This is a genomic window from Mesorhizobium sp. M0293, assembly GCF_040321735.1.
Taxonomy (GTDB): Bacteria; Pseudomonadota; Alphaproteobacteria; order Rhizobiales; family Rhizobiaceae; genus Mesorhizobium.
The window spans coordinates 1-11,130 of the sequence record NZ_JAMYSA010000159.1; the positions used below are offsets into that span (position 1 = coordinate 1).

The following is an 11,130-nucleotide window of genomic DNA, read 5'->3' on the forward strand; positions in this document are numbered from 1 at the left end:
GGTCATTCAAACCTCCTTCAGCGTCCCGGCCCAAATAGAATCGAGCTTCGCCCCAAAACGCAACCGAGATGTGTGAATGCAATAGCATGGACATGGGGGAGAGGTGGCCGCGTAGCGGCCGGAGTGGGGAGCTGGCGCTGCAATATGCGATTGCCCTGCCCCACAAGGGGGAGATTGGCCGTCGTCGACGTCCTCGCCAACCTCTTGAGGTCGAACGCACCGCCAGCGCGATCCCGGCACAGGCAACCCAAGCCGGTCCAGAAAATCGAAAAAGATTCGAACCTTTTTCCTTGCCGCAACGACAGATGATCAAGAGGCGGATGTCGCCTCGGTCAACGAAGCAAGGAGATCGTCATGTTCACGCGCACACTCGTTTCCGGCGTCATCGCCACCGCCGTCGCCGCCAGCACGCTGCTCGGCACCGTCCAGCCCTCGGCTGCTCACGGCCACCACAACCGCGAAATCGGCATCGGCATCGCCGCCGGCGTTGGCGGTTTCGTGCTGGGCAGCCTGCTCTCCCAGCCCCGGACCGTCTATGTCGACGAAGACGGCGGCTCATGGCATGTCCGTCGCTGCTACGATCGCTACGCGAGCTACGATGTCGACTCCGACACCTATCTCGGCCACGACGGCTACCGCCACTACTGCCGTCTCTGAGAGGAGGTGGCGTTTCAATCAGCCGGAAGAGGGGGCGCCCCCACCGCCCCTTTTTGCTTTTGGGGCGACCTGGCGGCGGTTTGCTTCTTGTTTGTTCGCGGCAATCGAATTCCAGCTCAGTAGACCGTGTACAGGGATTTCCCGAGCGCTTAGTCTCGACCCCACCTGATCGATCGCCGCTGGGAGGGACGCTTGGACGAGCACGACCCAAAGGAAGAACTGATCGAGACCATTTTCCGCAACGGCACGATCACCGTCGTCGGCATCCTGCTTGCCTTCTCGCTTGGCTTTGTCACGCATTGGGCGGCGAACCCGGTGCCATGGCGGTTCTACGACCTGTTCGCCGTGGTGCCGATCCTGGTCGGCATCGCCCTGCAGATGCGGGCGCTGTCCATGCTGCTCGACATGAGTTCACTGCGCCGTCAGATCTACGAGCGCGCCAACCACATCTTCATGGCCGGCCTCATCCTGACCGCGTGCGGCGTCGGACTGGCGATCCTGCTCGATGTCTTTGAGATGTCGGCGAAGGGCACGCTGCCCGGGGCGTAGGGACCGTCAGATCGTTTGGGCACCGCCGATGATCCTGGTTACCTCGGCCGCGGCATCGCGCACCAGCGGCCCGATCTCGGCCAGCCGCTCCGGCGTCACCCGCACGGTCGGCCCCGAAACCGAGACCCCGCCGATCGGCTCGCCGAATTCGTTGAAGATGGCGGCCGCCACGCAGCGCATGCCGGGGTGCCGCTCCTCGTCGTCGATCGACCAGCCGCGCAGCTTTATTCGCGCCAGGTCGTGGGCAAGCGCCGAGATGTCGGACAGCGTCCTGTCGGTGAAGCGCTGCAGCCCGGCCTTGCGCAGGATGGTTCCGACGCGCTCCGGCTCGAGATGCGCCAGCACCGCCTTGCCGATGCCGGACGCATGGAACGGGCTGCGCGTGCCCGGCCGGAAGAAGGCGCGGATCGCCTGATGCGTCTCGACCTGGCTGACGAAGACGACGCAATCATCCTCGGCGACGCCGAGATTGGCGGTCTCGCCGGTTCTCTCCATCAACTCCTGCATGACGACGCGGGCGCGGTCGACCAGTTTGCGGCGGCGCAGGAACGCCGCGCCCATGCGGTAGGTCTCGACGCCGATCGACCACAGCTGGTCGCTGGTGTCGAATTCCACCATGCCGTGATTTTGCAGCGTCGTCAGCATGCGGTAGGCAGTGGAGGCGGCAAGGCCGCTCTGCGCTGATATCTCGCTCAGCGACAGGCCGCTGCCCGCCGCGACGATGGCCTGTTTGCGCCGCCCCCTACCCAGCCAGTGCAGCGAACGGGCCTCTGCGGGCCCGTTGACAGCCCGCGCCCGCCCGGGCTGGCGTTTTTCGGTTGTATCCATCGCGCCATTCTCAGCCGATTTCGCCAAACACACAATGAAAAAGTTTTTCACTCAATCGGAGGGATGAATTCCTGGAAAACGAAAAATACAATAAAATCAGCATACAGTCGCCGTTTTCTAGAAATGAAAAAATATTCTGAAAAAATTGAAAAATAGCCGGGATGCTGACATCGTTAGCCAGTCCAAGAATGACAAACCCTATGGAGGGCTGGAAAATGGCCAGGATGCGCGCTGTCGATGCCGCTGTTCTCGTTCTCGAAAAAGAAGGCATTTCCTGCGCTTTCGGCGTGCCGGGCGCGGCGATCAATCCGTTCTATTCGGCGATGAAGGCGAGGGGCACCATCCGCCATGTCCTTGCCCGTCATGTCGAGGGCGCCTCGCACATGGCGGAGGGCTATACCCGCGCCAAGGCTGGCAATATCGGCCTGTGCATCGGCACGTCGGGTCCGGCCGGCACCGACATGATCACCGGGCTCTATTCGGCCGCGGCCGATTCCATTCCGATCCTGTGCATCACGGGCCAGGCGCCGCGGGCGCGGCTGAACAAGGAGGATTTCCAGGCCGTCGACATATCAGCCATCGCCGCACCGGTCGCCAAATGGGCGGTCACCGTCATGGAGCCCTATCTCGTCCCGATGGCGCTGCAGAAGGCATTTCATCTTATGCGTTCCTCGCGGCCGGGCCCGGTGCTGATCGACCTGCCGGTCGACGTCCAGCTGGCCGAGATCGAGTTCGACATCGACGCCTATGAGCCGCTGACGCCGTTCAAGCCGGCCATGACGCGCGCCCAGGCCGAAAAGGCGCTGACGATGCTCAACGCGGCGGAAAGGCCGCTGATCGTCGCCGGCGGTGGCATCATCAATGCCGATGCGTCGGATCTGCTCATCGAATTCGCGGAAATTTCAGGCGTGCCGGTCATCCCGACCTTGATGGGCTGGGGCGCGATCCCGGACGACCACCGGCTGATGGCCGGCATGTGCGGGCTGCAGACCTCCCACCGCTATGGCAATGCGACGATGCTGGAGGCCGACTTCGTCTTCGGCATCGGCAATCGCTGGGCCAACCGCCACACCGGCTCCGTGGATGTCTACACCAAGGGCAAAAAGTTCATCCATGTCGATATCGAGCCGACGCAGATCGGCCGCGTCTTCGCGCCGGACCTCGGCGTCGTGTCGGATGCGGGTGCGGCACTGAAGATGCTGCTCGACGTCGCCACCGAGTGGAAGACGGCCGGAAAGCTGCGCGACTGGTCCGGCTGGGCGAAGGAGTGCCAGGGCCGCAAGAAGACGATGAAGCGCAAGACGCATTTCGACCAGGTGCCGCTGAAGCCGCAGCGTGTCTATGAGGAGATGAACAAGGCGTTCGGCCGCGATGTCACCTATGTCACCACGATAGGCCTGTCGCAGATCGCCGGCGCGCAGTTCCTGCATGTCTACAAGCCGCGCAACTGGATCAATTGCGGCCAGGCGGGCCCGCTCGGCTGGACCTTGCCGGCGGCCCTTGGCGTTCGCGCCGCGGATCCCGACCGCACCATTGTGGCGCTGTCGGGCGACTATGATTTCCAGTTCATGATCGAGGAACTGGCGGTTGGCGCACAGCACAAGCTGCCCTATCTCCATGTCGTCGTGAACAACGCCTATCTCGGGTTGATCCGTCAGGCGCAGCGCGGGTTTTCGATGGATTTCGAGGTCGATCTCGCCTTCGAGAACATCAACCGATCAGGCGATCCGGAGGCCGGATACGGCGTCGACCACGTTGCGGTCGCCGAAGCGATGGGCTGCAAGGCGGTCAGGGTGCGCAAGCCGGAAGAGTTCGCCGCCGCCTTCAAGGAGGCCCAGCGGTTGATGAAAGAACACCGGGTGCCGGTCGTGCTCGAATTCATCCTCGAACGCGTCACCAACATCTCGATGGGCACCGAGATCGACAAGATCACCGAATTCGAGGACCTTGCCGAACATCAGGAAGACGCGCCGACGGCGATCGTCATGCTCGACTAAGAAGGACAAGAAGAATGCCGCGTTTTTCAGCCAATCTGTCGATGCTCTTTGGCGAGCATGAGTTTCTCGACCGTCTCGATGCCGCTGCCCGCGCCGGCTTCAAGGGCGTCGAATATATCGGCCCCTATGACCATGCGCCCGATGTCGTCGCGGCCCGGCTGAAGAAGAACGGCCTGACCCAGGTGCTGTTCAATCTGCCCGCAGGCGACTGGGGCAAGGGCGAGCGCGGCATCGCCGTACTGCCGGATCGCGTGCCGGAATTCCGCCAGGGCATCGCCAAGGCGATCGCCTATGCGCAGGCGCTTGGCTGCCAGCAGGTCAACTGCCTGGCCGGCATCGCGCCCACGGGCGCCGACCGCAAGGTGCTGGAGGACGTCTTTGCCGAAAATCTCGCCTTCGCGGCGGAGAAGCTGGAGCAGGCCGGCATCAGGCTGTTGATCGAGCCGATCAACACGCGCGACATTCCGGGCTTCTTCCTCAACTATTCCGACCAGGCGCTTGATCTCATCGACCGTATCGGCTCGAAGAACCTGTTCCTGCAATACGACATCTATCACATGCAGATCATGGAGGGGGATCTCGCCCGTACCATCGAGGCAAACCTCGGCCGCATCGCGCATATCCAGCTTGCGGACAATCCCGGCCGTCATGAGCCGGGGACGGGCGAGATCAACTATCCCTTCCTCTACGAGCACATCGACCGCATCGGCTATTCCGGCTGGGTCGGGGCGGAATACAAGCCAAAGGCCGGCACGGAAGCCGGCTTGGGCTGGTTCAAGGAATTGGCCGGGCAGGGCAGTGCGGCGGCTTAGCGACTATCGCAGTAGAAGTCGCGTTCCTTCGCGCCCCCTCTGGCCTGCCGGCCATCTCCCCCACGGGTGGGGAGATCGGCAGCTTCGGCGCCGGCCTTTGATTTTCTGACGCTCGAAAATTGGCGAAGGCAGCGGTGATATCCATTCTCCCCCTTGTGGGGGAGATGTCCGGCAGGACAGAGGGGGGCGTGACAGAACGCGGCCTAACAAGAGACGGAGAACCACAATGGAAACCATCGGTTTCATCGGCCTCGGCATCATGGGCGCGCCGATGGCGGGGCATCTGCTGGACGCGGGCTATAAGGTCATCGCCAGCGACCATCGATCAAAACCCTCGGCGGATCTCGTCGCCAAGGGACTTACGTCAGTCACCGGCCATGCCGCCGTGGCCAAGGCGGCCGACATCATCATTCTGATGGTGCCGGACACGCCGCAGGTCGCCGATGTGCTGTTCGGCGAGAATGGCGTTGCGTCCGGTCTGTCGAAGGGCAAGCTGGTCATCGACATGAGCTCGATCTCGCCGATCGAGACCAAGGTTTTTGCCAGGAAGATCAACGAGCTGGGCTGCGATTATCTCGATGCACCAGTCTCGGGCGGTGAGGTCGGCGCCAAGGCGGCATCGCTGACCATCATGGTCGGCGGCGAGGAAAAGCCGTTCGAGCGCGCCAAACCCGTCTTCGAGAAGATGGGCAAGAACATCACCCTGGTCGGGCCGAACGGCGTTGGCCAGACCACCAAGGTGGCCAACCAGATCGTCGTCGCGCTGACCATTGAAGCCGTCGCCGAAGCGCTTGTTTTTGCATCGAAAGCCGGCGCCGACCCGGCCAAGGTCAGGCAGGCGCTGATGGGCGGGCTGGCGGCCTCGCGCATTCTGGAAGTGCATGGTGAGCGCATGGTCAAGCGCACCTTCGCGCCGGGGTTCCGCATCGAACTGCACCAGAAGGATTTGAACCTAGCGCTGGAAGGGGCAAAAGCGCTCGGCGTGTCACTGCCCAACACGTCCACCACGCAGCAGCTGTTCAACGCCTGCGCGGCCAATGGCGGCGCAAAGGAAGATCATTCGGCGCTGGTCAGGGCGCTGGAGCGGATGGCGAATTTCGAGGTCGGCAGCGAGGCAGCCGACGTCAAAGGCAAAGCGGCATAGGTAGGGAAAGGGCGGCGCAACGTTCCCAAGCCGCCAGCTCTTGCCCGTCGAAGAACTGGTTCCGGTATCTGTCGCCGGAACCCGTTTCTCGTTTCGAGATGTTCCCGGCAGGCGCTTTAGCTGCGCTTCAAAAATGTCCGCGCCACGTAAAGGCTGATCGCCGCGGCATTCGATACGTTGAGCGAATGGATCGCGCCGGGCATGTCGAGCCGCGCCAGCGTCGTCACCGTCTCGCGCGTCTTCTGGCGCAGGCCCTTGCCCTCGGCGCCCAGCACCAGGGCGATCTTTTCTCCGGCAAAGCTCTTTTCGAGTTCCGCCGGCCCGTCCGAATCAAGCCCGATGGTGCGGAAGCCGGCCTCGTGCAGCTGGCCGAGCGCGTCAGCCAGGTTCTTCACCTCGATCTGGTCGATGTGCTCGAGCGCGCCGGAGGCGGATTTCGCCAACACGCCCGATTCCTGCGGGCTGTGGCGGGCCGTAGTGATCAGCGCACCGGCGCCGAAGGCCACCGCCGAGCGCAGGATGGCGCCGACATTGTGCGGATCGGTGACCTGGTCGAGCACCAGCACCAGCTTGGCATCGCCAAGTGCATCGAGCCGCTTGGGCTTCAGTGGCTCCGCCTCGATCAGCACGCCCTGATGCACGGCGTCCGACCCGGTGATCTTGTCGATGTCCCTGGGTTCGACCAGTTCCGTCTTGAAGGGCAGGGCGGCGAGATCGGCGATTTCCAGGCGTTCGGCCGCATTGCGCGTTACCAGCATCTTCCGGATCTTGCGGCGCGGATTGTCGAGTGCCGCCCGCACCGTGTGCAGGCCATAGAGCCGCACCAGGCCATCCGCGGCATTTTCGCCCGGCGGAACCGGCTGTTTGGGCCTGAATGCAGGAGCGCCGCCGCTTTTCTCGTCGCGATAGGCGCGGCGCAGCTTGGCGTAATGGGTGTCTTTGGGGGTGTTGGTTTTATCGCTCATGGCTGGCTTCTATAGCGGTCTCCTCCGGCCAAGGATATGGCCCGTCGCCGCAGCCGGCGAACAGAAACGAAAAACCCTGGTTGCGCGGTTGACACCCAATGGGCTTGCCGCCATAAGGCGCTTCGCTGGTTTCGGAGAACACTTAACTCGGGTCCGGACTGGCGTGAATGCCTCGTTGCATGGCTCCGGCGGCAGACTGGAGAGGTGCCCGAGTGGTTAAAGGGGACGGACTGTAAATCCGTTAGCTTAGCTTACGTTGGTTCGAATCCAACCCTCTCCACCACTGCCGGCCCGGAAGCCCTGAAACGCGAAAGAATCGGACTGAAAAGTGCATGGCGCTTTTCGGGTGAATCCGGTACTTCAGGTAAGGCGCGGGTATAGCTCAGTGGTAGAGCAGCAGCCTTCCAAGCTGAATATGCGGGTTCGATTCCCGCTACCCGCTCCAAATATCTCTTTGAAATCGCTAACAAAATCTCAATCCCGAAACAGGCGCCGTGTCACGCGTGTCATTGCCGTGTCTCTGGCGCAGTTTGGCGCGGGCGTCGGCGACCTTGCGGTTGTTGTCGAGATCGCCGTTGCGCACGTAGCCTTGCGCCCAGGGGTAGTAGCCGGGCGCAAACGGCACGAAAAAGCCCGGAAATGTGCCGTTTTGGCGGTTTGAACGCTCGTTTACACCGAACATGTCAGAAGTCGATGAAACGGCGCCGGATTGGGCGAGTTATTCCGCTAGGCGCGTCATGTTATACGGAAGCCGTTGGAACCCGTCAAAATGGGCTACCTTCCCAAGCTGAACGCGAGGGTGATAGAGATGATCGATGGAAGAACATCCGTCTTTTCCGCAGCCAAATAACACTGAGATCAAGGTCTGGCGATATATGGATTTATCCAAGTTCGCCGCCCTTATTCAATCAAGCCAACTTTTTTATGCAAGGGCAGATAACCTCGGAGACAAATTCGAGGGAAGCTTCCCTCGAATGAATGTGACCATCGGGCGGCAACAATTAGCGGACTTCTTTCGATCCGGGTCTCCCGAAACATCAGAGGATAAAATCGCCGAGTTCTTAGAGATTATGTCGAAAACAAAACGTGCGGCAAGAGAGTACATATATGTGAATTGCTGGCATGCCAATGAGGCTGAATCAGCAGCGATGTGGAGGCTTTACGCTAAATCGAGCGATGCCGTCGCAATACAGTCGCGGTATTCTTTATTGTATAAGCAAATGCCAGACAGAGTTTATCTTGGAGAAGTCACATATGGCGACTATGAGACAATCGGTGTGCATGAAGGCAACACATTCAACGCGTTCATGCTAAAGCGCGATTCGTTCGCTCATGAACGGGAAGTTCGCTCAATGATGATGTGCCATAGTTCAACTGAGACTCTACCTGGCCGCACACATAGGATCGGGGGTGGAATGGCTCTGGACGTCGATTTGAATTGGCTTTTGGAGAAGATATTCGTCAGTCCTGACGCGCCAGATTGGTTCTATCAAGTTGTGAGTGACCTATCGAAGAAATATGGCTTAGCGGCGCCCGTTCATCAATCGTCCCTAGCCTCAGAAGCGCTCTTCTAATTCCTCAATTGCTCCTATGCCTGCGCCTGGGCGCGCCGTGACACGCCCAAGTGTATTAGGCCTTCATGTGACACGCCACACGAGGCGTCGTAACACGGCGCATTGACTTCATTGCGTTTCTAGAGCCTTCCAAGCTGAATATGCGGGTTCGATTCCCGCTACCCGCTCCAGACACTCATCCCTACAACCTGCCAGCCGAAACACTGCGCACAAGGCGCAGCGTTCCAATTGTGCGGGCGCCGCGCTAGCTGTTGAAGGCGGATGCGACCTGGTGCTGCTGCGGCACCTGGCCGTTCGGCGTCAGTCTGTCGACGACGCCGGGCAAAGCCGTGGACAGTTGCTTGAGCAGTTCCTGCTCGTCCATTCCGGTCCGTTGAGCGATCTCGCGAATGATCTGCGGGCCGATCGCATTGCCGAGATCATTGGCGTTGATCGACTGGTTCTGCCCGGTGCCGACCCAGGAGTCGGCGGTGTTGCCGTGGCCGGCATTTCTGAGCTTGTCGAGCAGGCCGCCCAGTCCGCCAACCAGACCGCCGTCGGCGGACGTGGTTTCCGTCGGGGCGGGGTCGGCCGGCGCGGGAGCTTGAGGCTGCTCGGGCTGTTCGGCGCTTCTGCCGCTCAGCATCTTTCCGACCAGCAGCGCGCCGAGTGCGATCATCAGCGGTTTGGTGATGTTGCCGCCGGGAACGGCATTGTCAAAAAGTCCCATAGTGGATCCTCCATAGCGACCAAGCCCGTCCCATCTTCAACAATGAAGTATTCGGGCGGAATTTCAAGCTGGCTTGAGGTTTTGACAATCATATGAAAATGTTCGGCTGGCGGGGGATGGAGAGGAAAAAATGTCAATCATCAGCTGGATCATACTCGGCGTCATCGCCGGCTTCCTGGGCAGCAAGATCGTCAACAAGACCGGCCAGGGCATGATCATGGATATCGTGCTCGGCATCGTCGGCGCCATTGTCGGCGGCCTGATCTTCAGCGCTTTTGGCGCTTCGGGTGTCACCGGCCTCAACATCTACAGCCTGATCGTCTCCGTGATCGGAGCGGTGGTCGTCCTGTGGGCCTACCATCAGTTCAGCGGAAGACGGGCGCTCTAGCAGCGCAACAGGCAATCGCCGGGGTCCTACCATCCCGATTCTATCGGGATGGAACAGACTTTATGCGACGACGGCCAGCCGGCGCTGGCGCTGATCCAGCGAGACGATGGTCAGTCCGCTGCCGACAACCAGCAGGATGCCGCAGATCGCCAGCGCGTTGGGGAATTGCCCGAACACCAGCAGGCCTGAAATCACCGCCCAGACGGTGAAGCAATAGTAGAACGGCGCCACGGCACTGGTCGGTCCGACGCGATAGGCCATGAAGATGAAGAAGTGGCCGAAGATCAGGAAAAATCCAGCACCTGCCATCAGCAGCAAATGGTGCATCCCGGGCATCACCCAGCGCTCGGAAACCAGATGCGCGGCACCGGCGCCGATCAGCACGACGACGACGGCGGAAATCGCCACGATCATGCCCGGCACCTCGGCCGAGACCCGCCTGCCGGCAAGGTCGCGCGCGGCCGCAAGCGCTGCATTGCCGAGCGCCAGCAGGGCGTAGATCGAAATGCCTTGCATCGTCGGCTGCGCCACCATCAGCGCGCCGATGAAGCCGAGCCCGATCAGCGCCATGCGCCGGCCGCCGATCCGCTCGCCAAACAGGATCGAGGAGCCGACCAGCATCAAGAGCGGCGTGATCTGTCCAAGCGCGGTGGAATCGGCGATCTGCATGTTGGCGAGCGCCACGACATAGCAGAGGATCGCCGCCAGCTCGAGCAGGTTCCTGCGCAGCACTTGGCCGTCGAAGATCAGCGGGACCTGCTTGCCGTAGCCCAGCGCGAACAACAGCGGGAAGCCCCAGAGCGCTGCCGCCACGCCGCGCAGAAACAGCACTTCATAGGACGGCAGGCCTGCCGTCGCGAGCTTCATCATCGTGTCGTTGACGAGATACGATCCCGTCGAAACGATCATGAACAGCGGGCCACGGATTGAGGGCGGGATGAAATGCATCCGGTCAGGAGATCAGACCTCGATGCCTTCAGCAATGGTCCATGGCCTGGCCATGAATCAGACAGGGGATTGGGCAGGCGAGACAACGCTATCGCGGCATCGATCGATCGGCCTGTCACCCATTTCATTTCGCGGTGCGCCTTCCTATATCAGCGCCACATCCCCGCAATCGGATCGATGGTTCGGACTGAGTGAGACGGCACCCGGCCAAAAGACGCTTGTGTTTTTTGGCCTTTGTCGCTAATCGCCCCGCATTCGACTGAACTGAAGGTCTTCGACCGAACTGAAGATCCGGGCCGTCCAAGGAAAGAGACTATGGCAAAAGGTAAATTCGAGCGTAACAAGCCTCACGTGAACATCGGCACGATTGGCCACGTCGACCATGGCAAGACGTCGCTGACGGCTGCGATCACCAAGTATTTTGGCGAATACAAGCGCTACGACCAGATCGACGCTGCTCCTGAAGAGAAGGCGCGCGGCATCACGATCTCGACGGCGCACGTCGAATATGAGACGGCCAACCGCCACTACGCTCACGTCGACTGCCCCGGCCACGCCG

Annotated in this window: 13 protein-coding genes and 2 tRNA genes; 10 read left to right on the forward strand and 5 right to left on the reverse strand. The window is 61.2% G+C overall.

The genetic code is table 11. The features are described from left to right. Positions 1–354: 354 nt before the first annotated feature. A complete protein-coding gene (locus tag NKJ06_RS32165) occupies positions 355–657 on the forward strand; it encodes a BA14K family protein (RefSeq protein ID WP_352812006.1) in 303 nt (100 codons plus the stop codon). Positions 658–849: 192 nt separating this feature from the next. Continuing rightward, the gene (locus NKJ06_RS32170; protein WP_352812008.1) at positions 850–1,206 is read left to right on the forward strand and encodes a hypothetical protein; all 357 of its coding nucleotides are present in this window, start codon (positions 850–852) and stop codon (positions 1,204–1,206) included. A 6-nt stretch (positions 1,207–1,212) separates the two neighbouring features. On the opposite strand, the gene bhcR is transcribed toward NKJ06_RS32170, so the two are convergent. Beyond that, positions 1,213–2,034: an HTH-type transcriptional regulator BhcR gene (bhcR, locus tag NKJ06_RS32175; protein ID WP_352812010.1), complete on the reverse strand. Its 822-nt coding sequence runs from the start codon at positions 2,032–2,034 to the stop codon at positions 1,213–1,215. A gap of 215 nt (positions 2,035–2,249) precedes the next feature. On the opposite strand from bhcR, the gene gcl reads away from it, so the two are divergent. The 3 genes from gcl to NKJ06_RS32190 all read left to right on the forward strand — a co-directional run bounded on the left by gcl (position 2,250) and on the right by NKJ06_RS32190 (position 5,987). Beyond that, on the forward strand, positions 2,250–4,031 hold the full coding sequence (gene gcl, locus NKJ06_RS32180) for a glyoxylate carboligase (RefSeq protein WP_352812012.1): 1,782 nt from the start codon (positions 2,250–2,252) through the stop codon (positions 4,029–4,031). A gap of 14 nt (positions 4,032–4,045) precedes the next feature. Further along, positions 4,046–4,843 (forward strand): 2-oxo-tetronate isomerase, encoded by a 798-nt coding sequence (gene otnI, locus NKJ06_RS32185; protein ID WP_352812014.1) that lies wholly within the window; start codon positions 4,046–4,048, stop codon positions 4,841–4,843. 226 nt (positions 4,844–5,069) lie between these two features. After that, positions 5,070–5,987 carry a 2-hydroxy-3-oxopropionate reductase gene (locus NKJ06_RS32190; protein ID WP_352812015.1) on the forward strand — a complete coding sequence of 306 codons (918 nt, stop codon included), beginning with the start codon at positions 5,070–5,072 and terminating at the stop codon, positions 5,985–5,987. 116 nt (positions 5,988–6,103) lie between these two features. On the opposite strand, the gene NKJ06_RS32195 is transcribed toward NKJ06_RS32190, so the two are convergent. Further along, the gene (locus NKJ06_RS32195; RefSeq protein ID WP_352635726.1) at positions 6,104–6,952 is read right to left on the reverse strand and encodes a TrmH family RNA methyltransferase; all 849 of its coding nucleotides are present in this window, start codon (positions 6,950–6,952) and stop codon (positions 6,104–6,106) included. Between the two features lie 198 nt (positions 6,953–7,150). Between NKJ06_RS32195 and NKJ06_RS32200 the strand changes: the two genes are divergently transcribed. Together NKJ06_RS32200 and NKJ06_RS32205 are read left to right on the forward strand one after the other, a co-directional pair. Then, positions 7,151–7,235, forward strand: a tRNA-Tyr gene (locus tag NKJ06_RS32200). A gap of 88 nt (positions 7,236–7,323) precedes the next feature. After that, positions 7,324–7,397 (forward strand) — tRNA-Gly (locus NKJ06_RS32205). Between the two features lie 18 nt (positions 7,398–7,415). On the opposite strand, the gene NKJ06_RS32210 is transcribed toward NKJ06_RS32205, so the two are convergent. Beyond that, positions 7,416–7,634 (reverse strand): hypothetical protein, encoded by a 219-nt coding sequence (locus NKJ06_RS32210; RefSeq protein WP_352635725.1) that lies wholly within the window; start codon positions 7,632–7,634, stop codon positions 7,416–7,418. 133 nt (positions 7,635–7,767) lie between these two features. On the opposite strand from NKJ06_RS32210, the gene NKJ06_RS32215 reads away from it, so the two are divergent. After that, positions 7,768–8,526: a DUF2971 domain-containing protein gene (locus NKJ06_RS32215; protein WP_352635724.1), complete on the forward strand. Its 759-nt coding sequence runs from the start codon at positions 7,768–7,770 to the stop codon at positions 8,524–8,526. A gap of 244 nt (positions 8,527–8,770) precedes the next feature. On the opposite strand, the gene NKJ06_RS32220 is transcribed toward NKJ06_RS32215, so the two are convergent. Continuing rightward, positions 8,771–9,235, reverse strand: a complete 465-nt coding sequence (locus NKJ06_RS32220; RefSeq protein ID WP_352635723.1) for a YidB family protein — start codon at positions 9,233–9,235, stop codon at positions 8,771–8,773. A gap of 130 nt (positions 9,236–9,365) precedes the next feature. Here NKJ06_RS32220 and NKJ06_RS32225 point away from each other — a divergent pair, with 130 nt between their 5' ends. Beyond that, entirely contained in the window at positions 9,366–9,623 is a 258-nt protein-coding gene (locus tag NKJ06_RS32225) for a GlsB/YeaQ/YmgE family stress response membrane protein (RefSeq protein WP_352635721.1), read from the forward strand. A 60-nt stretch (positions 9,624–9,683) separates the two neighbouring features. Here NKJ06_RS32225 and NKJ06_RS32230 read toward each other — a convergent pair whose 3' ends face one another. Then, complete coding sequence (locus NKJ06_RS32230; RefSeq protein WP_352635719.1) at positions 9,684–10,571, reverse strand: DMT family transporter; 888 nt, start codon at positions 10,569–10,571, stop codon at positions 9,684–9,686. 315 nt (positions 10,572–10,886) lie between these two features. Here NKJ06_RS32230 and NKJ06_RS32235 point away from each other — a divergent pair. Further along, a partial coding sequence (locus tag NKJ06_RS32235) for a GTP-binding protein (RefSeq protein WP_352812020.1) occupies positions 10,887–11,130 on the forward strand: 244 nt, incomplete at its 3' end.

What these genes read in the sequence shown, in the direction of transcription:
- NKJ06_RS32210 (WP_352635725.1), bottom strand. Translation starts at nt 7,634, where the DNA reads ATGTTCGGTGTAAACGAGCGTTCAAACCGCCAAAACGGCACATTTCCG.
- otnI (WP_352812014.1), top strand. Translation starts at nt 4,046, where the DNA reads ATGCCGCGTTTTTCAGCCAATCTGTCGATGCTCTTTGGCGAGCATGAG.
- NKJ06_RS32230 (WP_352635719.1), bottom strand. Translation starts at nt 10,571, where the DNA reads ATGCATTTCATCCCGCCCTCAATCCGTGGCCCGCTGTTCATGATCGTT.
- NKJ06_RS32190 (WP_352812015.1), top strand. Translation starts at nt 5,070, where the DNA reads ATGGAAACCATCGGTTTCATCGGCCTCGGCATCATGGGCGCGCCGATG.
- NKJ06_RS32215 (WP_352635724.1), top strand. Translation starts at nt 7,768, where the DNA reads ATGGAAGAACATCCGTCTTTTCCGCAGCCAAATAACACTGAGATCAAG.
- NKJ06_RS32165 (WP_352812006.1), top strand. Translation starts at nt 355, where the DNA reads ATGTTCACGCGCACACTCGTTTCCGGCGTCATCGCCACCGCCGTCGCC.
- bhcR (WP_352812010.1), bottom strand. Translation starts at nt 2,034, where the DNA reads ATGGATACAACCGAAAAACGCCAGCCCGGGCGGGCGCGGGCTGTCAAC.
- gcl (WP_352812012.1), top strand. Translation starts at nt 2,250, where the DNA reads ATGGCCAGGATGCGCGCTGTCGATGCCGCTGTTCTCGTTCTCGAAAAA.
- NKJ06_RS32220 (WP_352635723.1), bottom strand. Translation starts at nt 9,235, where the DNA reads ATGGGACTTTTTGACAATGCCGTTCCCGGCGGCAACATCACCAAACCG.
- NKJ06_RS32225 (WP_352635721.1), top strand. Translation starts at nt 9,366, where the DNA reads ATGTCAATCATCAGCTGGATCATACTCGGCGTCATCGCCGGCTTCCTG.
- NKJ06_RS32195 (WP_352635726.1), bottom strand. Translation starts at nt 6,952, where the DNA reads ATGAGCGATAAAACCAACACCCCCAAAGACACCCATTACGCCAAGCTG.